This is a genomic window from Lysinibacillus halotolerans, assembly GCF_003711845.1.
Classification (GTDB): domain Bacteria; phylum Bacillota; class Bacilli; order Bacillales_A; family Planococcaceae; genus Ureibacillus; species Ureibacillus halotolerans.
Map to the genome: position 1 here is coordinate 1 of NZ_RHLQ01000039.1, position 24,910 is coordinate 24,910.

Sequence of the window (24,910 nt, forward strand, 5' to 3'; positions counted from 1 at the left end):
TAGACATGGTTGGACCATCTTATCGAATATTAGATACAAAAGAATGGCTAGAAAATAGTTCGGTTTAAGTGGATCAGTTTTTAATTAATAAATGGCTCAATTTTTACTTGCGAAATACAGACATGCAAAGTGATTTATTGAGTAAACTAGAAATTCTTTACCATACAGAATTATCGAATGGATTCCCATACGAAGATATTGAACTAATTGAAAAAGATTTCGTGGGTATTATCGATGAAGAGAATTGGTTGGCTGCTGATTTTAATGAATTTTGTATGCTTATTGCGGGAAGTTCTACTTATGTACTAGCAAATAAGAAAATTCCTAAATATCAAAGGCAAATTCTACATAAAGACTTTTTTTCACTTTACCCGAACTATTACTTTTTAAAAGATTCATTAGCTAATTATTCAAACTTTCATAGAGAACTTATCAGTTTTGAAAAAACAAGAGAATTGTTACTTACAATTATTAATAAAAATAGATAAGTTATTTTAGTTAAAAGAATTATTTTAAAAAGAAATGAAGAATACGGTAAAGGTAAGCTTCTAGGAAAAAGGATTTTCTATACGAAGGTTTTACAATCCCTTATTTATGTTGAAATCGATTTATTTGTCTTTTATCCTTTTTATTTTCTAAGCATTATACCAATGGTTTAAAGGTCCAGACTCTCTAGCACGTCTTAAAATTATATCCTATCAAGAGTATTCGGAAAGACCCAAACCATTAGTATAATCCTTGTGAACGATGAAAATTAGAACTGTTTCAAATCCTCTCCCGCTTAATAATGACGAAAGAGGCTATGATATAAACAAAAGAAATTAAATAGAATAGACTTGCAATGGTTAAGAAATCAATTAAGTAACCAGTAAGAATAATCCCTAAACCGCTCCACAATGAAATCTGTAAATGGTATTTACCAATTCGTTCACCTGCAGTTTCATTATCATTATTTCTAGCCAAAAAGGCTTTTTCTGTATTTTTTTGAATTGCACCGAGGATTCCCATCATGATCTGTATCATATAAACTTGCCATACCTCGTACAGAAGTGGTATAAGCAACATTACGGCAGCCGTGCCTAGTGTGTAAATAAGTAGCATTTTCTTATCACCATACCTATCACCTAGTCGGCCGATGATTGGATAGGTAAGCGCTGCGGTTAAAGTAAACAATCCATAGGCCCAACCAAATTGAGAGTAGCTATCTCCAACATTTTTAATCAATAATAAATAAAATGGAAAGACTACACTACTTGCTGCAATTAGAATGCTTTGGGCAATTAAAAACTTACGGAAATTCATTGACTGTACTCCTTGTAAAATAGATTCATAAATAATTCATTCGTGTCAAACTGTTTCTTTTGTTCGAAAAACTCTTTGTTCTTCGGATAGGCTTCATCCATTTGCGCTTGGGTAGGATAAGAATAGTAAGGCAAATAGTAGGAGCCATCGTGTTGTAAGGTAACATCAATCATTTTCTGGATAACCTTTTTGGTTTTTTCAATTTCCTTTTTGCTTTTACCTTGGTTAATTAGTAAAACAAGTGCAAACATATCTTCTTTTGCATAGGATAATACCGCCTCATTATCTTCATTTACATAACGAACCGTAATATTTAATAGATTTAGTTCTTCTTTTTCAAGCATTGACCGTAAATCATCTAGATACATAGAGAACTCATCAATTGGGACAAAGTATTCTTGTAAAATTTCAGTTTTGCTTGGGTTGTCATACTCCATAAATTTACTGTCCCCTCGCATCGCATTGTTACGTGTAATGTAGTTCCCATCTTGGCCAACATATAACTTGTTTTGCATATCCCAAAGTAGGTTCTTTCCCCAATCACTGTAACGTGAAAGTCCAAGCATGAATTTTTGAGGTGCAGCAAGTGTATCTCTTTTTAACTCAGAGTAATTGGCTAAGTTATTTTGATTTTCAGCTAATTCATAATCCGTGACATACATATCACGTAGAAATGAATCTGGAGCTACGGATAATCTAGCAATGTGCATTCGGATATTTTCATTATTTTTGACATCATGAATGAAATAATCAGGATAATCCTGATAATCGATTGATCTTGAACGAATTTGATAGAGTTCGTCATCGGTTAAATGCATTGTGACATCTAAAATGATACCAAATAGACCATAACCCCCTATTACTAGAGGGAAAAGGTTACTATTTTCTGTTCGACTGACATTGATAATATCTCCTTGAGGAGTAAGGAGTCGGAAAGATTCAACAGTATCAATAAGCGAACCATATCGAATATCTCTCCCATGGGCATTGACACTTATAGATCCTCCAACCGTAAAAATATTTTGTGATTGCATTACACGAATCGCAAGGTGATCAGGATTAATTTTCTGTTGAATATCTTCCCATGTAGTCCCACTTTGAACTGTAATCATTTTCTCATGAGGGTTATAGTCAAGGATTTTATTATATTTCTTCATATCGATCACTACACCGTTAGGATAGTATGTTTGTCCTCCCTGACTATGTTGCATGCCAGCAACAGAAATTTTCTCATTGTTATTAATCGATTCCTTTACCAAACTTTGCAGTTCTGCTTCACTTGTCGCACTATGTATTTCTTTTACCTTCGTAGGTAGTAACTGACCGACATCCTCAATGAAAATGGGCTTGTGATTATATAGCCAAAGAGAAAGTATTAATCCAATTCCGTATAGTGTACTAACGATTACAATACTTTTTTTCAAAATAACTCTCCTTAAATTCATGGTAATTACTGTTAGTTTGATTAGGTTAAGTATAGCTTTAAAGACTTTACCCTACAATTGCCAATTTTTAATTCGATAGTTAAAAATAAATTTCTTCCTTTTCCCAAGTACTAAACCGCTTTTTTTACAATAAGATATAAATAAATGTTTTGTTTCAAATAATAGAAAGCCTTTTACAGAATAAATGTTTTATGGAATGTCATCAAATTTAAGGAGTGTTAAAGTATGGGTGCTGTTAATGGAAAGGATTTTATTAACAGACTGAATCAGCTAAAACCGGAGATTTGGTATGACGGTGAAAAAGTTGAAGGATTACTATCAGAGCATCCCGCCTTCAAAGGTATTATCCAAACAAAAGCGGCTCTCTATGATTTACAGCATGATCCGAAAATAAAAGATGAAATGACGTATACCTCCCCTACATCAGGTAACCCTGTAGGCCTTTCTTTTTTACAACCGAAAACAAAAGAGGATTTAATAAGAAGAAGAAAGATGTTTGAACATTGGGCACGACATACGGGAGGGATTATGGGGAGAAGCCCCGACTATTTAAATACAGTATTAATGAGTTTTGCCTCATCTGTTTCCCTTTTAAAAAATAAAAGTAACAGTTTTCCAAATAATCTCCAAGCGTTTTATGAATTAGCGCGGGAAAATGACTTATCGTTAGCCCATACATTTGTTGCACCGCAAGTGAATCGTTCTCAAATTTATATTGAAAATTCAGAGGAACCAATTGCAGCGAAGGTTATTGGTAAAAATGAAGAAGGCATCATTATTAAAGGGGCCCGGGTTCTAGCAACACAAGGTGGCTTAACTGATGAGTTATTAGTTTTTAGTGTCGGGAAATTTTTGTTTAACGAAGATGAAGCATTTGCTTTTTCGATTCCATCGAATACAAAAGGTTTAAAGTTTATTTGTAGAGATACATTTATTGGTGGTCAATCTGCTTTTGATCATCCATTAAGTTCACGATATGAGGAAATGGACTCCATTGTAGTCTTTGATAATGTATTAGTTCCATGGAATCGAGTATTTTACTATAACAATGACGAAGTAGCTGAAGACTTTATCATTAAAAGTTCCTTTCATCCATTTGCCAAGCATCAAGTAATGGTTAGACAAATTGTAAAATTGGAATTCATTTTGGGTGTTGCGGAGTTATTAATCGAAACGATTAATGTTAGTGAATATCAACATATTCATGAGAAAATGTCAGAAATCATCATTGGACTCGAGACAATGAGAGCGTTACTTGAAAAGGCTGAAAATCACGCTTCATTAGATGAATGGGGATATATGCGTCCTGATATTAATACGCTAATGGTAGCCGGAAATCTATTTCCGAAAATTTACTCCCGATTTACTGAAATTATTCAACAAATCGGTGCAAGTGGCATGATTACTTTACCGACGGAAAAAGCATTCCATTCGACGATTAGAACGGATTTAGATCGGTATTTACAAGGGGCAACAAAGCCAGCGGAGGAACGGGTTAAAATATTCCGCTTAGCCTGGGATTTAACAATGAGCTCCTTTGGAACAAGGCAAACTCAATACGAACGGTATTTTTTTGGTGATCCGATTCGATTATCAAGTGAGTTGTATAACGCCTATCCAAAATCAGAATATGTAAAGGTTATAAGCAACTTTTTAAAAAATCATATGAATTAATCCTTCTATTAATAAATGAGAATAATAGAATTACATGGAACATAGATATTTATAATATGAAATTTTATCATTCCCATTTATGAGCCCAATCAGAATAAATAAACTTGAATTTCTTATCCAAAATATTAAAATTAATTTAATTATACGGATAATTTATTCTTAACATTTTACAGTTTAATGGGGGAAGAAAGGTGTTTTAAACAATGACGAAAAAAGATTTTCTTATCTCTTTTGTCGTTGCGACTTTTGTAGTAGTAGTAGGGGGATTAGGTTTTATTTATTGGGTTTCAAAAGGAGAAGCTCAAGTAAATACGAAGACTGTTAAGGATGAGGTTATTCAAAAATCCGTTGATACAGCCCTTTCTACAGATACAGAAGGAAAAACGAACCTGGAAAAAGAAGCAGCCATGGGTGGTTTCCTCGATGAAAAGGTATTCCAACAAATGTTGCATGAAATGTCCCATCAAAAAGTCCATGCATCCCAAAAGTGGGGATTTATCGAAATGAAAGAGTCAACCATTAATGCCTTATTAAAAATGTTAGAAAACGGAAATTATGAAAATGAAAATTTGTATCGTGAAATTTTAACTGAATGGAAAGAAGGAAATTTTAAAAACGCAGTAGAGCATCACAACGCCATTTGGAAATTGCAAGGCGGTTCTATTGGGATGGCAACCCGTTTATTAACGGAGGAAGAAGAACAGAAATATTTAGAAGGTTTTCAAGATACTAAGTTTGTTGAAGAGAGTGGAAGCGGCGATTAATTCGCCGTTTTTTCTATATAAATACTAATTTCTTTTTACTTTCCTAATCTCCTTGCAATCTGAAACTTATCCGTTATAATCACATAAGAATGACGTTATAACGTTTATTTCCTGGGGGTAAATGAATGGGAAAAAGAGTATTAGCTTATTTCATCGATACGTTAGTAATAATAATCGCAAGTCTTATATTTTCCTTTGGGACAATGGCAGTATTAGGAATTGTCGCATTACTTTTACTACCTTTTTCTTATGATGCGAACGGTGAAATCCTCAATACGATTTTATTGGTAGTATATTGTCTCTTTTTGATTCCTTTTTACATTCTAACGATAATACCATCTATCGGCATCAACCTGACGTTCAAAAAAACGGTAGGCTATAAAATAGTAGGTTTAAAAGTTAATAGTGACAGATGGTTTAAATTATTTATGAGATGGTTTTTAAGAACTGGTATTATACCATTATTCTTTTTTGTATATATCTGTAATTTAATGTATGACAGTAATTTTGATAGTTATTCTTATATAAAGATTTGTATTACCTTTTACGTAATATACATCGTTTTCAACAACATTTTTGTACTCTTTCCAAAGAAGAAAAAGCCTTTCATCGATTCACTATTGAACATTGAGGTAGAAATGGATAACCGAAAACTAAGTTAAAAGACAGCAATATAATAAAGCATTTAAATTATTAGTAGTATTGAATAATAATTTAAGCGCTTTTTAATTTTAACAAGAATTTAGAGGACAAAGGTAAAAAATTTAGAGGATTTATCCATTAAACTATTGAACTATTTAAGAAAAAAGAAAGTATGGGATTATAAATGTGTACAAGCTTTGTAATTTATTCAAGTAATACTTTTATTGGGATGAATTTTGATATTTCCAAAAGGCCAATAAAAATTGTATTAAAAGGGGATAACCAGTTTGTCGTATTACAACAGGAAGACGGCCAATTTCTACCGGCATTTGGCGTAAATCGTAACGGAACTTTTGTCAATTTATTAATGGTTCAACCGAATGAAGAAGGAAAATATCGAAGGGGAAAAAATTGCGTTCATATCATGAGATTATTTGAAGAAGTTTTAGCAGAGAAAACCGATGTCTCCCAATTAAAGGATTATTTAAATGAAAAAACGATTGTTAACGTTCCGAATTATAGTGTTCATAGTTTAATTGCTGGGAAAAAGCAAAATTCATATATTGTAGAACCGGGAAGAGAAAACTTAGATATCGATTCAGTAAAAGAAAATTTTATGGTCTTAACGAACTTTCCTTTATCGGAAAATAAATCTAAAAATTACGAGGAAGTAGAAGGTTTTGGTAGTGATCGGTATAAAAAGGCTTATAACTTATTATTAAAAAATAAAGATTATTTTAATGACACAATCGGCTTTTCAATTCTTAAAGAGACAATTCAACAAGATGGAGATTATCCTACCCAATTTTCCATGATTTCGGTTCCAGAAGAAAATGCCGTATATTTTACTTTAAATGGTGAGTTTCATAAAATATTTAAATTTTCATTTATGGATAAAGTGATACGAACAGACAAAGGTTTTCATCATAAAAACGAAATGCCCTTATCGACAAAGGGCGTACTACTTTCCAAACTTGAAAGTTGGTAAAGTTGATAAACATTTGAAAACGCGATTTATACAAGACCATCCATTATGGTCTTTTTCTTTTTTCCCAAAAACTGTCTGAAATTACCTTCTTAATGGATGATTAAAGGGAAAATGGAATGTCTATAACTAGTATAGTTTAAACTTCCAAGAGTATTGAGGTGTCTACATGGAAAAGACCTATATAACCAAGATACAAGCCTTAATGCTAGGGATATCAAGTATTACCGTGACGGGTCACCTGTTGTTTATTCCTGTCATTATTGACCATGCTGGTCGAGATAGTTGGATTTCTCTTTTATTAGCTATTTTTCCAGCCATACTAATTGGTTTTACTGTTGCTCTATTATCCCAACGATACCCAGGACGTTCTATGGTTGAATATTGTCAATTGATTTTAGGGAAATGGTTAGGAAGTTTAGTTGTCATTATATTTTTAGTGTACTTCCTACATGAAATCAGTTTATCCATTAGAGGGTTTGGTGAATTTTATACATCGGCAGTAACGCCAAGAACACCGATTGCCGTTTTTTTTATTGCGATTTTAATCCTTGCTGCCTATGCGGTACATTGTGGGCTTGAAGTTATTTCGAGAACAAATCAGGCTATCCTCGTCATTTTAATTCCAATTGTAATATTTGCTACCATTCTTACTCAAAAGGATAAAGATTATCTGAACTTTCTTCCGATTTTAGAAAATTCCATAGGACCAGCTCTAGATGGAACATTGGCACTAACTTCACTATATAGCTCTATTTTTGTTTTAAGTATGATTTTTCCTTATGTGAATAACACAAAGCGATTAAAAAGATACTCCATTGTTACAATGATTATTCTTGTAATCATGTTTATTGGTCCTATAACGGGAGTAGTTGCGATTTATGGGGAAGAAAGGGCAAAAGGTCTCTATTTTCCTACATTTTTGACTTTAAGGGATATTGAAATAGGCGCATTGCAAAGATTGGACATATTGGGCATTTTACTATGGTCCCTTGCTTCCTTCGCAAAAGTTGCCCTTTTTCTATATGCGATAGTGCTAGGAATAGCCCAATTGTTTAAGCTAAAAGATTACAAAATTTTAGTTATTCCTGTTGGAGCACTAGTCTCCATTATTTCGCTTATAAATGGAGAGGATCTTAATGGAATATTTCGCTTTTTAGAAAATTACTATCCTTTTTATTCGACTTTTGTCGGCTTAATATTACCTCTTTTGTTATTGATTATTAGTCAGTTTAGGAAGAAACCAGGTGTAAAGAAAAGAAGGGCGGAATAGAGATGTCTAGAAATGACAAAGAGAACGAACAATCATCGTCTGAACATTCTAAAGAACCTGAGGAAAATAAAGTTGTATTATATGATTTAGCCGAGAATATTAAACGATATAAAGATGTATTTGGAGAAGACTCGGATTTATCAGTAAGATACATGCAACATGAAAATCTAAAAATGGCCATTTTATTTATCGACAGCTTAGTTGAAAAAGAAATTATGGACCAACATGTCATTCATGTTTTAAATAATCAATTAAACGATATAGTATCTGCTGACGAAGAAATCATCTTATCGACAAGTAAGACTAAGAAAATAACGAAACATAAAGAAGTGTTAGAACATTTGCTGCAAGGCTATTCCATTATTTTGTTTGATGGATATCCTATTGCCTATGCAGCAGAAACAGCTGGTGGAGATCGAAGACCTGTTACAGAATCTTCTGTTGAAACAGTCGTACGTGGACCTAGGGAAAGCTTTAATGAATCTATTATGACAAATATCGGATTAATCCGCAGAAGAGTCCATACACCTCATTTACAAATATACAAAAAAGAACTTGGAAAAGAGAGTAAAACTTCTGTAGCGGTACTTTATATAAAAGGGATAGCAAAAGACAATATTGTCGAAGAAGTAATTTCCCGTATTGATAATATTAGTATCGATGCGGTTTTAGATTCCCTTTATATTGAAGAGTTAATTGAAGATCCACAAAGATATTCTCCCTTTCCAACCATTTTCAACTCCGAAAGACCAGATCGAATTTCGGCAGGTTTACTTGAAGGTAGAATAGCAATTATCGTTGATGGAACACCTGTAGTTTTACTCGTTCCCGCGACTATTGGCCTTTTTCTTAACTTCCAATGAGAATTACTATCAGCGATATGATATTTCTAGTTTGATGAAAATATTGAGGGGAGGAGCTTTTGTCCTTTCCATTATTTTACCGGGCTTATATGTCGCTTTACTTACGTATCATCAAGAGATGATACCGACACCGCTGTTAATTGCAGTTACAGGACAGCGCGAAGGGGTACCTTTTGGAATTGCGATTGAAGTTGCCATCATGGAAATTACCTTTGAGATTTTACGGGAGGCGGGGATTCGATTACCTAAAACGGTCGGTGCCGCTATTTCTATTGTCGGTGGTTTAGTTTTAGGACAAGCCGCTGTAGATGCAGGTCTTGTCGGTCAAGGTACCGTTATTGTTGTTGCCCTGACGGCGATTAGTTCCTTTACAACTCCTTCGTATAATATAGCGATTACCGCCAGAATGATAAGATTTATATTATTAATTTTATCTTCATTTTTAGGAGCATTCGGTTTAATTTTCGGATTGATTTTCCTATTAATTCATTTAAATTCTTTACGTTCATTTAGCGTTCCTTATTTAGCTCCTATCGTTCCATTCCATAAAGGCGATTGGAAAGATTTATTTATTAGAGTGCCATGGAGCCATATGAAAGAAAGACCAGAGGAAATATCAAATAATAACAAAAATAGGATGGAAAGTTCAAAAGTAGACCGTCATCTAAATAGGAGAAATTAGTAATATGAATTTCAAAAATTGTTTCTTACTCATGATTCTTGTCATTTTTTTAAGTGGATGTTGGGATCAAAAGGAATTAAATGAGATTGCTGTCGTGATGGGTGTAGGAATTGATAAAGTAGAGGAAGGATATAAAATAACTGCCCAAGTCATTAAACCACCACCTAAAGAAAATGGGGCAACAGGTGGTTCTGAGTTGCCGACTTGGAGTGTAACGGCTACAGGAAAATCGGTTATGGGGACAATTCGTAATTTAAACGAATTGTCACCTCGCCGTCTGTACTGGGCACATTTACAAATCATCATTTTTGGTGATGCAATGGCAAGGGAAGGAATCACACCCGCTACAACATGGTTTGAGAGGGATAGGGATAGCCGAGCAGGCGCACTAATTACCGTAACACCTGGTACAGCTGAGGACTTATTAAACAGTAAAATTGAATTAGGCGGTGTTCCAGCAAAATCAATGGCTGATCTCATCGATGGTTCAGAAATGAGAGGTATTAATGCCTTAGATGTTCAATTAAGGGATTTAATGTCGATTCTCTCTACTCCGGGTATAGAATTGACACTAGATGTCATTCGACCGAAGGAAATTAGAGGGCAAGTTGAAACGTTTGAAGTCGATGGAGTAGCCGTTTTCGATCAAGGGAAATTACAAGGATATATTTATGGACCGGAAACGACGGGAACACAAATTATGAATAGCAAACTAAATTATACGATTATTGAAGGAAAGTGTCCTAAAGGTGGAGTTGATGAAGTTTTTGCTTTTCAAATTACTGATTTTCAAAGTAAAGCAAAACCTAAACTTAATGGGAATACGATTACGATGAATGTAGATGTAACACTGGAAGGAAATTTACTAGACCAGACTTGTAGTATTGATTTACTGCAACCGGAACAAACAAAATTAGTTGAAAAGGAAATTACCGACTTTATAAAAAAGAATCTAGAAGGTGAATTTCGAATTGCTAAGGAAATGAATTCAGATATATACGGGGTTGGAAGAGACCTTAGAAGGTACTACCCCGACTATTGGGCGAAAATTAGTGATTCATCGAATTACTTAGATCAAGTGAAATTTGATATAAAAGTGGAATCTGAAGTAAGAAGATCTGGATTGATTATTGATACAACACAAGAAAAAACTAAGGAAGTGAGTGATTAATGAACACTTTCTTATTAATTCTTTTATTTGCTGCGATTTCTTTTTTAGATTATCGGCATTTGATGCGAACGAAGGATAAGAAAGGTTTTATCGTTTATACAAGCATCCTTGCTCTTGCTTTTGTTATTACCCAATTACACTTACTCGGATTTAAAGTTCCCGGTTTAAATAAATTTGTTACATTTATCGTTAATTTGTTTAATTAAGGTTTACAGTTTCTATAACAACTATCAAACGTTTCTTACTCCATGTAGGAAACGTTTTTTATATTCCTCAAAAATATCTTGTTACTTCATGGAATTCACAACCCTCGATAGGTATTTCAATTAATGTTAAAATGTTAAGAAAGAAAGAAGAACCCTTTAATAGGAAAGGAGCGGGGAAAGCATGAACATAAAACTAAATCAAAAGATGATAAAAGAAATGTGTGGTACCGTCTCCTTTAAAAGAGGGGACTCTTTTTATCGTAGTGGGAAAGTAACATTTGAACATATAAGCGAAAATGATTGTGAAGCAACTGTTCATGGGACGGAAGATTTTCATGTCTTCGTTAAAAATGATGTAACTGGCGAGATTCGAACGGATTGTAGCTGCCCAAAATTACCGAACTTTAAGCATTGCTGTCAACATGTTGCAGCTGTTTTAATCGCACTCAATGAACGAAAAAAGCAAAGATTGAACCTTCCAGACAACCAAGGAAAACCTTTTAATGCTCAAGGAATAACAGAAGACTTTATAACACTTTTCAAGGAAAGAACAATACGGACAAGTGGTCATCAACGACATTTTGAAAAAAGGGAAGTATTGGAGCTAGTATTTAAACTTCAACGAATTTCAATGAAAATGGATGAAAATTTAATTGGAATTGAAGTGGAGATTAATCAAGTAAAAGTAGAAAACATTCGAGATTTTTTACGGGATGTCAAAATGGGAAAGGTAAGTACGATATCGAATGAGTTTAAGTATAATCCTAGCTTATCCTGCTTTTTAAAAGAGCCGGATGTCATTCTCCAACAACTTATTCAAGTCGTCGATGATGAAAGTGCTTTCTTAGAAGCATTACCAAATCACGCTAACTATAACGTTCAAAATGAAGTATTATTAATTCCACCATCTACATGGTCTGGACTTATTCCATTACTAATGAATACACCCTTTGTGAAGTTTGTCAGTGAAGATGTTCTTGTGGACTTACGTATTGTTAACGGGCCTCCCTCTATTCAGTTTACATTAGAGGAAAATGAAAGGAACGGTTATCGATTAGTGATAAAAGGTTTTGAACATATAACATTCTTTAATTCCTATCATTCTGTATTAAATAATGGAGTTTTCTTTCAATTGGAAGGTTCAGATTGTGAGCGGCTATTTGAACTATATCAAATGTTGAAAAATTCTAGTGAAAAATTTATCCCGATTCATGAAGATCAAATTGATTTTTTTCTTAAAAAAATTGTACCTAGTTTGAAAAAACTTGGCGATGTCCAATTGTCTAACGGATTAACTCAAAAGTTCATGAAGACACCTCTCATTGCGAAACTTTATTTAGATCGTTTGAAAAATCGTTTACTTGCAGGGCTAGAATTTCATTACGAAAACGTTGTTATTCAACCATTAGAAAATCGTGATAGTCCAATTGGGCCGATGATTGTCAGAGATGTAGAAAAAGAAGGAGAAATCCTTCAAATAATGGAGGAGAGCGGTTTTACGATTACAGAAGGCGGATATTTTATGCAAAATGAACAGTTGGAATATGAATTTTTATATCATATTCTTCCTACGCTAAATTCCCTTGCGCAAATTTATATTACTTCAGCTGTCCGAACTCGAATTGTCCGTGATCATAGATTCCCGAAAATCCGGGTGAAAGTTCAAAAGGAACGAACAGATTGGTTAGAATTTAAGTTTGAAATGGACGGTATCAATGACAAAGAAATTAAAGAAATTTTAGCCGCCCTTGAAGTAAAGCAAAAGTATTATCGCCTATCCAATGGCTCCCTTTTATCCCTTGAAACTAAAGAAATGGAAGAGATACGCCGGTTTTTAAATGCAGTACCGATTCAAGATGAACAATGGGAAACGACATTGAATATGCCTATAATGGATGGCCTTCCATTCCTTGATCTAATAGAAGAAAGCGAACTGTTTACTGCAGAAGAGTCCTTTCGCCAATTTGTCGATCAGCTACTCCATCCATCATCATTACATTTTGAAGTACCTTCTAGCTTGAAGGATCAGTTAAGGGATTATCAAAAAAACGGATTTAAATGGATGAAGGCATTGGCCCATTACGGTTTTGGTGGCGTATTAGCAGATGATATGGGGCTAGGAAAGACAATTCAAAGTATAGCGTTCATTGTTTCTGAGCTTTCAAAAATACGACAAAAGAAACTACCTATTTTAATCCTTTGTCCATCCTCTTTAACATATAACTGGTTCCATGAGCTTTTAACATTTGCACCTGAAGTTCAAGCGATGGTGATGGACGGAAATAAAGCGGAACGAATGAAATTGCAACAAGAGGCACAAAACTTTGATGTGCTGATAACGTCCTACCCGTTACTTCGTCATGACCGGAAATGGTATGAAGAGCAATCTTTTCATACAATCTTTTTTGATGAGGCACAATTTTTTAAAAATCCAGCAACCCAAACGGCTCGTACCGTGAAAAAGCTAAAGGCGAATCACAAATTTGGACTTACAGGAACACCAGTGGAAAATTCATTAGAAGATCTATGGTCTATCTATCATGTTATTTTCCCACAATTATTTAAAGGGTTAGAGGAATATAGTCATCTTTCTAGAAAATCAATTGCAAGAAGAGTTCGCCCATTCTTACTCCGCCGTATAAAACAAGACGTATTAGCCGAGTTACCTAAAAAACAAGAAGCGATGGAAATATCAGACCTACTTCCTGAGCAAAAGAAGCTTTATACAGCATATTTAGCAAAGCTAAGACACGATACATTAAAGCATCTGGATAAAGATACGTTACAAAAAAATCGTATTCGTATTTTAGCTGGTTTAACTAGATTACGCCAAATTTGTTGCCACCCTGCCTTATTTGTTGACGGGTATAAAGGAAGTTCTGCAAAATTTGAGCAATTGTTACACATTCTCGAGGAGTCGAAATTATCGGGAAGAAGAGTATTGATCTTCTCCCAATTTACGAAAATGCTCGAGTTAATAGGTAGGGAGCTTACGGTACGCGGCCAAACCTTTTTCTATCTTGATGGACAAACACCTTCTGAAGAAAGAGTAGAACTTTGTCATCGTTTCAATGAAGGAGAACGGGATTTATTTCTCATTTCATTAAAAGCCGGTGGGACGGGATTAAACTTGGCAGGAGCAGATACTGTCATTTTATATGATCTTTGGTGGAATCCAGCGGTAGAACAACAGGCGATGGACCGTGCCCATCGTATGGGGCAAAAAAATATTGTACAAGTCATAAAACTTGTTGCCAGGGGCACGATTGAAGAAAAAATGAACGAACTCCAAGAAAAAAAGCGAAGTCTCATTTCGGATATTTTGGAGACGGAAGAAAAAGTCTTAACTTCCTTGACAGAAGAAGATATTCGCGAAATTTTAAATATATAAGGAAGGCACATCAATAGTGATGTGCCTTTTAAATTATGCTTTTTAAATATAGATAGGTTAAAAGGGCTATAAATTTCGTAAGTTTCGAGTTAGATTATTAGGTCTTATTTCTAAAATTTATAGATAAAAAGTATTGATTTTCAATGCGAAATAATTGTATACAATTTCGATATGCTATATCATATAATGGCATGTTTATTTATAGTAATTTTGATAGTTATTGGAGGAGAATGATGTGAATATTGCAAAGAAAATGCTAATTTCCTTTATGTCCATTATTATATTAATGATAATAATAGGGGTCGTTAGTAATAAAACTTTATATGATTTAAATGATGAGTATACGAGAATAATAGACGAAAATATCGAGCAGCTTGCTATTATTAACGATATTAGACGTTATGTTCCTTTACAAGCATTACAAATGCGTTCCTATATATTAGAGGATTCTGAGAAACAGTTGGAGTTATTAGAGCAACGGTTAAATGAAGTAGATGAATTCATTCATGACTTAGAGCAGAAAAATACGAATGATCAATTTACTGAAAAAATTCAAATAGCAAAAGAATCTCAAGCACAAGTACGAGCACTAGGTGAAGAACTAATTGCAGCTGTACAAAGGGGAGATACTGCTCGAGCTACGAATATTGTTTTAGTAGAAGCCTACGATGTGAATACATTGTTAGTTAATACAATTGAAGAATTACAAACTGAAGAATATGAACTGATCGATAAGGTCAATGATGGAGCTACTAAAACGGCATTAAAGGGTGCATTGATCGTTATTTCAGTTATTATTGTGTCAATTCTTATTAGTATCTTCATCGTCATCCTTTTAAACCGTCTTATTACGAAACCGATTAAACGTATTTCAAAAGCGGTTCAAGTAGTTGCACAAGGTGATTTATCAGAAAAAGATGTGGAAGTACATACAAAGGATGAAATAAAAATATTGGTTGATTCCTTTAATGAAATGAAATCTTCCTTACGTTCCATGATTGAGAATACAAGTGAAAATGCTTCCCTTTTAACCTCTTCAGCAGAAGAACTGTTAGCTAGCACGGATGAAGTCAATCATTTATCCCAATCTATAGCAAAAAATATGGAAATCACTGCACAATCTATTGAAGAAAATGCTTACGCATCAAACGAAAGTGCATCTGCAATGTCCGAAACGGCAAGTGGCATTCAACGGATAGCTGAATCGACAACATCTTTACAGGATAAAGCACTTAGCACGAAGGATGTTGCCCAATCAGGTGGTCAGACGGTAACGGATGCTCAAAATCAAATGCAAGTGATTTATCAATCTTCAAAACAAGTAACGGAATTAATGAACAAATTAACCAATCAAATCAATGAAATTAGTAATATTTCAACCATTATTACGGGCATTACAGAGCAAACAAATCTACTAGCATTAAATGCTGCTATAGAAGCTGCCCGTGCTGGTGAGCATGGTAAAGGCTTTGCAGTAGTAGCTGATGAAGTACGTAAACTTGCTGAAGATTCAAAGGAATCTGCCACTCAAATTGTCAACTTAACAAAAGAAATAGTTGGTGATGCTAAAACAGTACAACAAGCAGTTGGATATAGTTTAGCAAACGCCCAAGATGGGGTAACTCGGATTCAAGAAGCAGGGGAAGCTTTTGAAACAATTCATGTCGCCATTAATGAGATTGCCGACCAAGTAACGGACATTTCGGCGGTAACCGAGGAGATTTCCGCGGCAGCAGAAGAAATTGCTGCATCAGTAAACCAAATTTCATCGAATTCAAAACACTCTGCTACCCTTACTACGGATGTAAGTAATGCCGTCCAAGAGCAAGTCTCAACAATTGAGGAAATTAATAGCGTTTCAAAAGACTTAGGGGAAAAAGCAGTGAAATTACAACAAAGTATCCAACATTTCAAAATTTAAAAGTTTAACGCCGCTCCTCGTTAAGAAGGAGCGGTTTTTTAATATATCCTAGTTTGATTAAAAAAGAGGAAAAATTTCGTTTATAATATTTGTATTTGATATGATAGTATATGGAAATTACTGAAATAAACAAATAGGGAAATATCTTAAAATATAGAATAAAAAGCGGGGTGTAATCTTTGATACGAATTATTTCTTGGATTCTAGTTATTGCTGGATGTGGGTTTTTACTTTATGAAGGTTACCAATTATATACATCTTCCTCTATGGAAAGTAAAAGATTAGATGAAGCAAAAGCGATGATTTCCGATGACTCCCATACTTCTCAAAAAGAGTCTTCAAATAAAAGGGAAAAACAATTTCAAGAAGGGAATACATTGGGAATCTTTTATATTCCAAGACTTGATCGGGAAATCCCGATTATTGAAGGGACAGATGAGGATGAGTTAGCTCAAGGCGTAGGGCATTTTTCGAGTACTGGGTTGCCTGGGGATAATAGACAAATTCTTTTATCTGGCCATCGAGACACGGTGTTTCGACAATTTGGTGAATTAAAGGTGGGAGATGAATTACATATTAAAATGGAATATGGAACGTTTATTTATGTTATTGAGGACTATGAAATTGTGGATGCAAACGATCGTACCGTCATTCAACCAAGCAGAGAGGAAGAATATTTAACCGTTTCGACATGTTATCCTTTTTCCTTTATCGGCAGTGCACCTGATCGTTATATTCTTTACGCTTATCCGAAAAAGGTAGAATAGTCACAACCCCGTAAAATTAACACCTGTTTTACGGGGTTAGTGGAATTTCCCCATTTGAATCAATTTTTCTATTTTCGGTTAGTTAAAATAACCCCTCCAACGACTGCTAATCCTCCTATCATTTGAGCCATAATCGGTCTTTCTCCGAGAAAGAGAACCGCAAATAATGTGGCGAAAACGGGAATAAGGTTTAGAAAAACACTTGCCCGGTTTGCTCCTATTTGGATAACACCTTTATTCCAACTTAAAAAGGCGACAATAGAAGCGAGGGTGCCTACATAAAAAATAGCGCCTAATACTTTTGGAGTCCAAATAATTGGTTCTTCTAAAGTGATCATTTCATAAGCTGAAAACGGTAAAAGGAAAACGGCCCCTATAGCTATCGTTACTAAAAAGGTTGACAGACTAGGTAGTCGATTCGAATATTGTTTCACTAATAATGAATAAATACTCCAACAAAAGACAGCTAAAAGAACAATGAGATCCCCTTTATTTAAATTGAATTGTAGAATGCTTTCAATGTTGCCTCCTAAAAGGATAAAAAGTACACCGATGAGCGAGATGACTGTACCGATGATTTGAAAACGAGATAAACGTTCCTTTAAAAAAATATATGATAATATGTAAATGAATATCGGTGTAGTAGAATTCATTAAAGAAGCGTTAATGGAAGTTGTCGAATAAACAGCAATATAAACTAGCGTATTAAACGCTGTAACACCTGTTAGGGAAAGGGTAAGTACAACTTTCCAATGTTCTTTCAATTTTTGCCAGTCTCTTTTTACCTGGCTATAAGCAATGGGGAAGAACACTAGGAATGCTAAGCACCATCTATAAAAAGAGAGGGTGAAGGGTGGGATATCACCTGTAACGGCTCTTCCGATGACAAAATTCCCTCCCCAAAGTACCGTTGCTAATATTAATAAAACATATGGTGGAATCTTCATGTAAACGCCCCTTATTTTAAATAGTATGACAATTATATCGGTATAGATATTACGTAGACAACTTTATTTTCAAATTGCTTGTGCATATAGATTAATTCATGAAAAACTGGAGGAATTACAATGAAAATACGCCCAGAACATTTAATAGTAGGAGACACAGTGGGAATTGTTGCTTTAAGTAGCCCCATTGCAATGGAAAAATTACCACAAAAATTAAGTTTGTTAGAAGAGCTTGGGTTGAAAGTGAAATTAGGCGAAACGGTGGGCTTGACGGGAGATTATTTAGCTGGAACGGATGAGGAACGATTACAGGATTTACATAACATGATCCAAGACCCAGAAGTGAAAGGGATTTTTTGTATCCGTGGTGGTTATGGGGCAGCACGAATTGCCGATCGAATTGATTATCAATTATTAACAGAACATCCTAAAATCTTTTGGGGCTTTTCAGATGTTACATACCTCCATACAGCTTTTCAAGAGTATTCAGATATTGTAACGTTCCACGGTCCGATGCTTTCCGGAGGAGATGGACCACTATCGGAGGCATCAAAAAAAATGTTTTATCAGCTGTTTACACCTGTAGAAATTCAGTATGATGAACAGATTTCTTCCCTTCAAACAATTGTACCAGGTAATGTTCGGGGTGAAATAACAGGTGGAAATATGAATCGTCTTGTCAGCACTTTAGGAACAAAATTTGAAATCGATGTTAAAGACAAAATTTTATTACTAGAAGATATTGGAGAGTCTTTAGAGAATATCGATAGTATGTTAAATCAGCTACGTTTAGCGCGAAAATTAGAGGAAGCTGCAGGTTTTGTTATTGGTCACTTTAACGATATCGGAAAAGGGATAACAGAAAATGACCTTTGGAAAGTCTTTGAGCAGTATTTAAAACCATTAGGAAAACCAAGTGTTGCTGGATTTATGATTGGTCATTGTGAACCGAATATTGCCATTCCATTAGGGGTGGATGCCATTCTCGATGCCGATAGTAAAATGTTGCGCATTTTACCGGGGGTAGAATAGAAGACTTTGTATTCACTTCACAAAAATTTTAAAGGTAATTTAGATATATAGAAGGAAATGTGGAGTTATTTTCCGAAAGGGATGGGTAAAAGAATAGTAAATTCTATTAGGAGGGAATGAACATGACTCAGGTAAAGCAGTTGATGGAGGAATGGTTACAACATCGAAGCGTGTTAGAAGAGCTGCTAGAACAGATTGACGATCAATATGTTGATTTTAAACCGTGGGATGGTGCAATGTCCCTTGGCGAACTAGCATTACACGTGGCTGGCTGGAACGATGTATTTGTATCGATGGTAAAAACGGAAACCTTAGCTCCTCCGAATATCCCAGAATGTAAATCAATGACGGAAGTTCGTAATGGGGTAAGGGACTTTACTGAAAAAACAAAGGCTACCTTTGAATCGATAAACGATTTAGAATTGGAAGCAGAAAATAGTTCTACCCATCCAAAACTTCAAGGTGCTAAAAAAAGGTATCTTACAGCAATGTATGATCATGAACTTCATCATAAAGGCCAACTATTTATCTATGCTCGTATGATTGGTGTAGAAAAAGTACCATTTTTCCGATAATGAAATGGACTTGACAATATAGGACGTGTTTCAAAGGAGTATTCTTAAAATGTAATGGTGAATACTCCTTTTTTGTTCTAATAACAATTTAATTTCGTAATGAAATAGCCATTTTTAATACAACCGCGTCCTCAAAAAATTGTGGATCATAACCGGTTAGTTGTTTTATTTTATGTAAACGATATGTTAGCGTATGGCGATGAATCTCAAGCTTTTGTGCACATTGATTTAGTTGTAAATTACTTTCGAAAAAGGTTTGTAACGTAGTTAGTAATTTATAACTTAACTTAGAAAGTACCCGGTTAACAAAATGTAATACTTCTTCGCCCTCGGAATCTTTAAATAATGAATACAATTCAATGTCTTCAAAAAAAGTGACTAAACCACTTTTTTTAGCGTATTGAAGGGCTGTTTTAGCACTATGAAACGCAAGGGGCAATTGGGTAAGATTTTGTACAATGGAGCCAACCCCAATTTGAATAGAAGGTAATTTATGCTTTTTTTGCCCTAATTGATTAATAAGATTATCAGCTTGATCTTCTTGCATTCCACTTAATAGAATATAATATTCGTTTAATTGTAAGTGACCGTAAAAAGCAGGTAATTTAAAAAATAGATCTTCTAAATAAAATGATAACCGATTGGAATTTTCCTCCTCATCGACGGATAATAATAGAATTTGAAAAGGTGGCTTCAAATCGAAAGATAATTTTTGAATATGGTTTTTTAAACTATTTTCTATCGGCATTCCATCCACTAAAGATTTAAATACAAAATCTTCATTTTTCCGTTGCCACTCACTTTTAGATTCCGTTAATGCTTGATGTGTCATAATTTCTGTTGTTAGCTGGACAAGTTCAGCAATTTCTTTTAGTTGATTTGGATCACCCGTAATACCTACTACGCCAACAATCTCTCCTTGATAAGTAATCGGCATATTAATACCCGGTTTCGTATTCGGATAACTATGTATGTTCGATTCATCAATCATAAGTGGCTGTGCAGTTTTAGCAACTACTTTTGCCCCTTCATGAATTAAATCCACACGTTTTTTATCACCTGAAGCTAAAATAACGCCATCCGTACTAATAATATTAATATTGTAATGGAGACGTTTCATCGTTTGATAGACAATTTCTTCCGCTAATTTGAACGTTAACATTTGTACACCCCGTCTAAAATTCAAACTGTACTAATACAGTTATTTTATACATTCATTATAATGAATTACAAATTTATTGTCATTAAAATTAATGTAAGCGCTTAAAAGAAAGGATGAGAAACTGGTTGAAGATTATCATAAGTCCCGATTCTTTTAAAGGTACACTATCGGCCATAACAGCAGCGGAAGCCATTCAGTCAGGTATTAAAGATGTGAATGAGCATATTCAAACTGTACTCATACCTGTGGCAGATGGAGGGGAAGGTACGCTGGATTCATTAATTGTTGCAACAAAGGGCACTTACTATGAAGCTGAGGTACTAGATCCCCTCGGACGAAAAATAACGGCACACTTTGGAGTTTTAGGGGACAACAAAACGTGTGTGATTGAAATGGCAAAGGCTTCAGGGATTACATTGTTGCATAACAGTGAACGTAATCCTCATATTGCTTCCAGCTTTGGTACAGGTCAATTAATTAAAAAAGGACTCGATTTAGGTTACCGGGATTTCATTATTTGTATTGGGGGAAGTGCAACGAATGATGGCGGTGTCGGGATGTTACGTGCTCTCGGTTTGGAATTACTTGATGAAAAAAACAATCCTGTCGAGCAGTCCATTGCTGGATTATTAAAAGTCGTAAAGTTAAATGAAAAAGGTTTCGACTCTAGAATTTTTGAATCAAACTTTAAAATTGCTTGTGATGTTAATAATCCATTAATCGGGGAACATGGTGCAACGGCCGTTTTTGGTCCACAAAAGGGAGTTCCGGCGAAAGAAGTGCAATATTTCGATGCATGTTTAACAAACTGGGCCAATATCGTAGAGAAAGAAAAGAATATACGATTACATGATTATCCAGGTGCAGGAGCTGCCGGTGGAATGGGTGGAGCATTGATTGCCTTTTTAAATGGCCAATTTAATCAAGGAATTGATCTTGTTTTAGAGGCGGTTCATTTCAATGAACAATTGTCTGGTGCTAGCTTTGTTGTAACAGGTGAGGGGAAATCTGATCGACAAACTTTACATGGAAAGGCACCTTATGGAATCGCTAGTACTTCTCAAAAGGCTGGAGTTCCAACCATTTTAATTTCTGGTGCAGTGGAGGACATACCAGAATTGGTCAAGTGTTTCCATACAGTTGCTTCCTTAGTTGATAAGGACGTGACGGTACAAATGGCAATGGAAAAACCAGCTGTTCATTTAAGAAATAAAACAAAAGCGATTTTTCAGAAGATATTAAAATAAGGGGATGATGAAATGCTTTTTGTAATTATATTAATTGGGGTATTATTTGTTATTTTTGCCACTGCAAAGTTACATTTGCATCCGTTTTTAGCATTAATTATTAGTTCTTTCTTTGTTGGAATTGCTAGTGGGATGCCGTTACTAACGGTAGCCGATACAGTGAATAACGGTTTCGGTAGTTTAATGACAAGTATTGGTATTGTCATTGTTGCTGGAACTATGATTGGAACGATATTAGAGCGCTCTGGGGCAGCTTATCGAATGGCAGAAGTAGTTCTTCGCATAGTAGGAAAGAAACATCCTCAATTAGCAATGTCGATTATCGGTTACATCGTTTCGATTCCAGTATTTTGTGATTCAGGATTCATTATTTTATCAAGTTTACAAAAATCTTTGGCTAAACGAGCAAAAGTAACGATTGCTTCCATGGGTGTTGCTTTAGCAACGGGGTTATACGCTACCCATGTATTAGTACCACCAACTCCAGGTCCTATTGCAGCAGCAGGGAATATTGGGGCGAGTGATTATTTAGGGACAGTCATCGTAATCGGTTTACTTGTGGCAATTCCTGCTACTTTAGTTGGTTACATTTGGGCTACAAAAGTTGCTTCGAAAATTCGTGTAGCAGCTGATGACGAAGAAGCTTTAGATTATGAGGAAATCATCAAGTCCTATGGTAAAATGCCATCCACTTTTAAAGCATTTTTACCAATTATTTTACCAATTTTATTAATTGGTATTGGTTCAATTGCATCCCTTGTTGGGGATCCGGAAGCATCTATTAATGTATTTTTACAATTTTTAGGGAAACCAATTGTTGCCTTACTGTTAGGGGTATTTGCATCATTTTTATTACTTCCTGAAATGAATGAAAAAACATTATCAGGATGGATTGGGGATAGTTTAAAAGATGCAGCTCCCATTTTATTAATTACAGGTGCAGGTGGCTCCTTTGGTACGATTATTAAGGAAACGGGCGTTGGTGAAATGCTACAAGAAATGGATTTAGGCTCCCTAGCTCAAGGTAGTTTATTCCTACTTGTGCCATTCCTTATTGCTGCAGCATTGAAAACGGCTCAAGGTTCTTCAACAACGGCTTTAGTTATTACTTCTACTTTAGTTGCACCAATGTTAGCAACAGCTGGAATTGATGGGGCAATTCCGCTAGCTCTTGTCGTTATGGCAATTGGAGCAGGGGCAATGACAGTGAGCCATGTAAATGATAGTTTCTTCTGGGTTGTTACCCAATATAGTGGAATGGAAGTAACCCAAGCATATAAAGCTCAAACGGTTGCGACTCTGTTACAAGGGATTGTCACAATTGCAGTGTCAATGATCTTATGGTTAATATTTGTTTAGTAATTAGAATAATAGAATCAAAAAACGATGAATGGAAATTCTATTTATCTTGAAAAGTGAAAAATAAAAGGTTACTACAATTCTATAAGAAAAGTAGTAACCTTTTTGTGTAAGTACCGTCATATCAAGATTACGATGAGGGAACTTGTCCTATTACGTTGGTTGGTTATTAGTTATAGGTCACAAAGTAACTGGTCAATGGTAATCGGTTTGCGATACTAAACTGCTTAAAAGGCAGGCGACGGTACGTTACGTCTCGGATTGGAGTCTCACCGCACCGAGATTAAATATAGTGCGAGTCGTCAAATTCAATTTCAACTTGATAGTTTTTGGCGTTAATTAAGTTAGATAATCGATGGGAATCTTTTTCCATTTCATTTGCCCGCTTGCGATATTCTTCTGGTTCATATAAAGCGACGCTATAAAAAATAACGGATTCGCTTCCGCCATGGTAGAGGGTTTCTTTTTCCGATTGTCCTAACTCTTTATAAAGAGTTACATCGGCTCGTAGCTGTGTAGCTAATTCAATTGCTTCTACAATCGGCATTTCTTCTCCTTTAAACGTCACGGTATGATCAATGTTTGCTCGGTAAATGAGTTTATCTAAAGTTCTAGCATCTTTTCTTACTCGGGCAAGTTCTGCTTCAACTTCTGCCAGCTTTCTTCCCGATGTTTTAGGGGTTTCCCCCTTTTCTACAACTGCATGGGAAACAAATTGAATTTCACTAATAAGTTCCTGAATTTTTCTCGTTATAATACTCTTTAATTTAACCCCTTCAGCAAGCGGAATTTTTTTCACTTTCCGAACCCCCTTATATTGTTATAACAAGATTATTTTTTGATAGTAAAGCTGTATCAAAATCGCCACCATTAACTTGTGTAAACATCTTTCCAGCAGTATTCAATAATTGAAGACATTCTGTTTCATTTAGAGAAGGTCGTAAATAAAAGATATGAATCGCATTACGGGTTTGTTCTGTTACAGCTGTTCGAACAGAGTCAACGAAAGGACTCCCGAAGGCACCATTCGCATCTTTGCTATATAAAATATTTTTTAAAGAATTAAAACGGCCATTTAACCCTTCATATCCAGTATTTTTATCTCCAAGTAGCAGTTCAACGTTTCCTTCCAGTTTCTCTTCATCGTAAATACCGATTGGAATTTCATATTGTAAAGAAAAGAAATTATTTAAATCTACTGCGGAATGAACAGGAGATAAATAGTTTTGCTTAGCAATACGTCGCATTAAACTTTCAGCAGAATGACGATAACGATTTGGATCAGCGCCAAAGGACTTCCAAACTTTACGCCATTCGGCAATGCCTGGTCGTTCTGTGACAGGGTTTTCTTGAAGTTCTAAATATAGGTTTTCTTGATAAAGTTGAGTACGACCTTTAATCATTTGAGGAGATTCTGAGACGACAATTTTGGTATAATGGATAATGCCGATTTTTAATTGGTCATTCGTTGTAAAAAGTTCATCGTTTATGGAGATGTTCAA

23 protein-coding genes are annotated in these 24,910 nt (G+C 35.0%); 17 read left to right on the forward strand and 6 right to left on the reverse strand.

What is annotated here, in order from left to right; genetic code table 11:
* Positions 1-122: 122 nt before the first annotated feature.
* Positions 123-488 carry a YxiJ family protein gene (locus tag EC501_RS13760; protein ID WP_122972908.1) on the forward strand — a complete coding sequence of 122 codons (366 nt, stop codon included), beginning with the start codon at positions 123-125 and terminating at the stop codon, positions 486-488.
* Between the two features lie 277 nt (positions 489-765).
* On the opposite strand, the gene EC501_RS13765 is transcribed toward EC501_RS13760, so the two are convergent.
* Both EC501_RS13765 and EC501_RS13770 read right to left on the reverse strand, forming a co-directional pair.
* The gene (locus EC501_RS13765) at positions 766-1,302 is read right to left on the reverse strand and encodes an MFS transporter (RefSeq protein WP_122972881.1); all 537 of its coding nucleotides are present in this window, start codon (positions 1,300-1,302) and stop codon (positions 766-768) included.
* Positions 1,299-2,729 (reverse strand): FAD-binding oxidoreductase, encoded by a 1,431-nt coding sequence (locus EC501_RS13770; RefSeq protein ID WP_241559358.1) that lies wholly within the window; start codon positions 2,727-2,729, stop codon positions 1,299-1,301. Before EC501_RS13770 ends, EC501_RS13765 begins: the two co-directional genes overlap by 4 nt.
* Positions 2,730-2,972: 243 nt before the next feature.
* On the opposite strand from EC501_RS13770, the gene hpaB reads away from it, so the two are divergent.
* The 12 genes from hpaB to EC501_RS13825 all read left to right on the forward strand — a co-directional run bounded on the left by hpaB (position 2,973) and on the right by EC501_RS13825 (position 17,086).
* Positions 2,973-4,421, forward strand: a complete 1,449-nt coding sequence (gene hpaB / locus EC501_RS13775; RefSeq protein ID WP_122972883.1) for a 4-hydroxyphenylacetate 3-monooxygenase, oxygenase component — start codon at positions 2,973-2,975, stop codon at positions 4,419-4,421.
* A gap of 203 nt (positions 4,422-4,624) precedes the next feature.
* Entirely contained in the window at positions 4,625-5,185 is a 561-nt protein-coding gene (locus EC501_RS13780) for a DUF6241 domain-containing protein (RefSeq protein WP_122972884.1), read from the forward strand.
* Between the two features lie 125 nt (positions 5,186-5,310).
* On the forward strand, positions 5,311-5,847 hold the full coding sequence (locus EC501_RS13785) for an RDD family protein (protein ID WP_122972885.1): 537 nt from the start codon (positions 5,311-5,313) through the stop codon (positions 5,845-5,847).
* A gap of 164 nt (positions 5,848-6,011) precedes the next feature.
* Positions 6,012-6,815, forward strand: a complete 804-nt coding sequence (locus tag EC501_RS13790; RefSeq protein ID WP_122972886.1) for a linear amide C-N hydrolase — start codon at positions 6,012-6,014, stop codon at positions 6,813-6,815.
* 166 nt (positions 6,816-6,981) lie between these two features.
* The gene (locus EC501_RS13795; RefSeq protein WP_122972887.1) at positions 6,982-8,085 is read left to right on the forward strand and encodes a GerAB/ArcD/ProY family transporter; all 1,104 of its coding nucleotides are present in this window, start codon (positions 6,982-6,984) and stop codon (positions 8,083-8,085) included.
* 2 nt (positions 8,086-8,087) lie between these two features.
* The gene (locus tag EC501_RS18730) at positions 8,088-8,948 is read left to right on the forward strand and encodes a spore germination protein (RefSeq protein ID WP_277749723.1); all 861 of its coding nucleotides are present in this window, start codon (positions 8,088-8,090) and stop codon (positions 8,946-8,948) included.
* Positions 8,923-9,630, forward strand: a complete 708-nt coding sequence (locus EC501_RS18735; RefSeq protein ID WP_277749724.1) for a spore germination protein — start codon at positions 8,923-8,925, stop codon at positions 9,628-9,630. Before EC501_RS18730 ends, EC501_RS18735 begins: the two co-directional genes overlap by 26 nt.
* 4 nt (positions 9,631-9,634) lie before the next feature.
* The gene (locus EC501_RS13805; protein ID WP_122972888.1) at positions 9,635-10,801 is read left to right on the forward strand and encodes a Ger(x)C family spore germination protein; all 1,167 of its coding nucleotides are present in this window, start codon (positions 9,635-9,637) and stop codon (positions 10,799-10,801) included.
* Positions 10,801-11,007, forward strand: coding sequence for a hypothetical protein (locus tag EC501_RS13810; RefSeq protein WP_122972889.1), 207 nt, complete (start codon positions 10,801-10,803; stop codon positions 11,005-11,007). Before EC501_RS13805 ends, EC501_RS13810 begins: the two co-directional genes overlap by 1 nt.
* 181 nt (positions 11,008-11,188) lie before the next feature.
* The gene (locus tag EC501_RS13815; RefSeq protein ID WP_122972890.1) at positions 11,189-14,398 is read left to right on the forward strand and encodes a DEAD/DEAH box helicase; all 3,210 of its coding nucleotides are present in this window, start codon (positions 11,189-11,191) and stop codon (positions 14,396-14,398) included.
* A 235-nt stretch (positions 14,399-14,633) separates the two neighbouring features.
* Complete coding sequence (locus tag EC501_RS13820) at positions 14,634-16,319, forward strand: methyl-accepting chemotaxis protein (protein ID WP_122972891.1); 1,686 nt, start codon at positions 14,634-14,636, stop codon at positions 16,317-16,319.
* A 179-nt stretch (positions 16,320-16,498) separates the two neighbouring features.
* Positions 16,499-17,086, forward strand: coding sequence for a class D sortase (locus EC501_RS13825; protein WP_241559357.1), 588 nt, complete (start codon positions 16,499-16,501; stop codon positions 17,084-17,086).
* Positions 17,087-17,154: 68 nt separating this feature from the next.
* Here the strand turns inward: EC501_RS13825 and EC501_RS13830 are convergent, their stop codons facing one another.
* Positions 17,155-18,033 carry a DMT family transporter gene (locus tag EC501_RS13830; RefSeq protein WP_122972892.1) on the reverse strand — a complete coding sequence of 293 codons (879 nt, stop codon included), beginning with the start codon at positions 18,031-18,033 and terminating at the stop codon, positions 17,155-17,157.
* A 120-nt stretch (positions 18,034-18,153) separates the two neighbouring features.
* On the opposite strand from EC501_RS13830, the gene EC501_RS13835 reads away from it, so the two are divergent.
* Entirely contained in the window at positions 18,154-19,065 is a 912-nt protein-coding gene (locus EC501_RS13835) for a S66 peptidase family protein (protein WP_122972893.1), read from the forward strand.
* A 122-nt stretch (positions 19,066-19,187) separates the two neighbouring features.
* On the forward strand, positions 19,188-19,640 hold the full coding sequence (locus EC501_RS13840) for a DinB family protein (protein WP_122972894.1): 453 nt from the start codon (positions 19,188-19,190) through the stop codon (positions 19,638-19,640).
* Between the two features lie 88 nt (positions 19,641-19,728).
* Here EC501_RS13840 and EC501_RS13845 read toward each other — a convergent pair whose 3' ends face one another.
* The gene (locus EC501_RS13845; protein ID WP_122972895.1) at positions 19,729-20,802 is read right to left on the reverse strand and encodes a CdaR family transcriptional regulator; all 1,074 of its coding nucleotides are present in this window, start codon (positions 20,800-20,802) and stop codon (positions 19,729-19,731) included.
* Positions 20,803-20,927: 125 nt separating this feature from the next.
* On the opposite strand from EC501_RS13845, the gene EC501_RS13850 reads away from it, so the two are divergent.
* Positions 20,928-22,049: a glycerate kinase gene (locus tag EC501_RS13850; protein ID WP_122972896.1), complete on the forward strand. Its 1,122-nt coding sequence runs from the start codon at positions 20,928-20,930 to the stop codon at positions 22,047-22,049.
* A gap of 12 nt (positions 22,050-22,061) precedes the next feature.
* Entirely contained in the window at positions 22,062-23,408 is a 1,347-nt protein-coding gene (locus EC501_RS13855; RefSeq protein ID WP_122972897.1) for a GntP family permease, read from the forward strand.
* A 283-nt stretch (positions 23,409-23,691) separates the two neighbouring features.
* Here the strand turns inward: EC501_RS13855 and EC501_RS13860 are convergent, their stop codons facing one another.
* Together EC501_RS13860 and EC501_RS13865 are read right to left on the reverse strand one after the other, a co-directional pair.
* Complete coding sequence (locus EC501_RS13860; RefSeq protein ID WP_122972898.1) at positions 23,692-24,207, reverse strand: DIP1984 family protein; 516 nt, start codon at positions 24,205-24,207, stop codon at positions 23,692-23,694.
* A 13-nt stretch (positions 24,208-24,220) separates the two neighbouring features.
* A complete protein-coding gene (locus EC501_RS13865) occupies positions 24,221-24,910 on the reverse strand; it encodes a B3/B4 domain-containing protein (RefSeq protein ID WP_122972899.1) in 690 nt (229 codons plus the stop codon).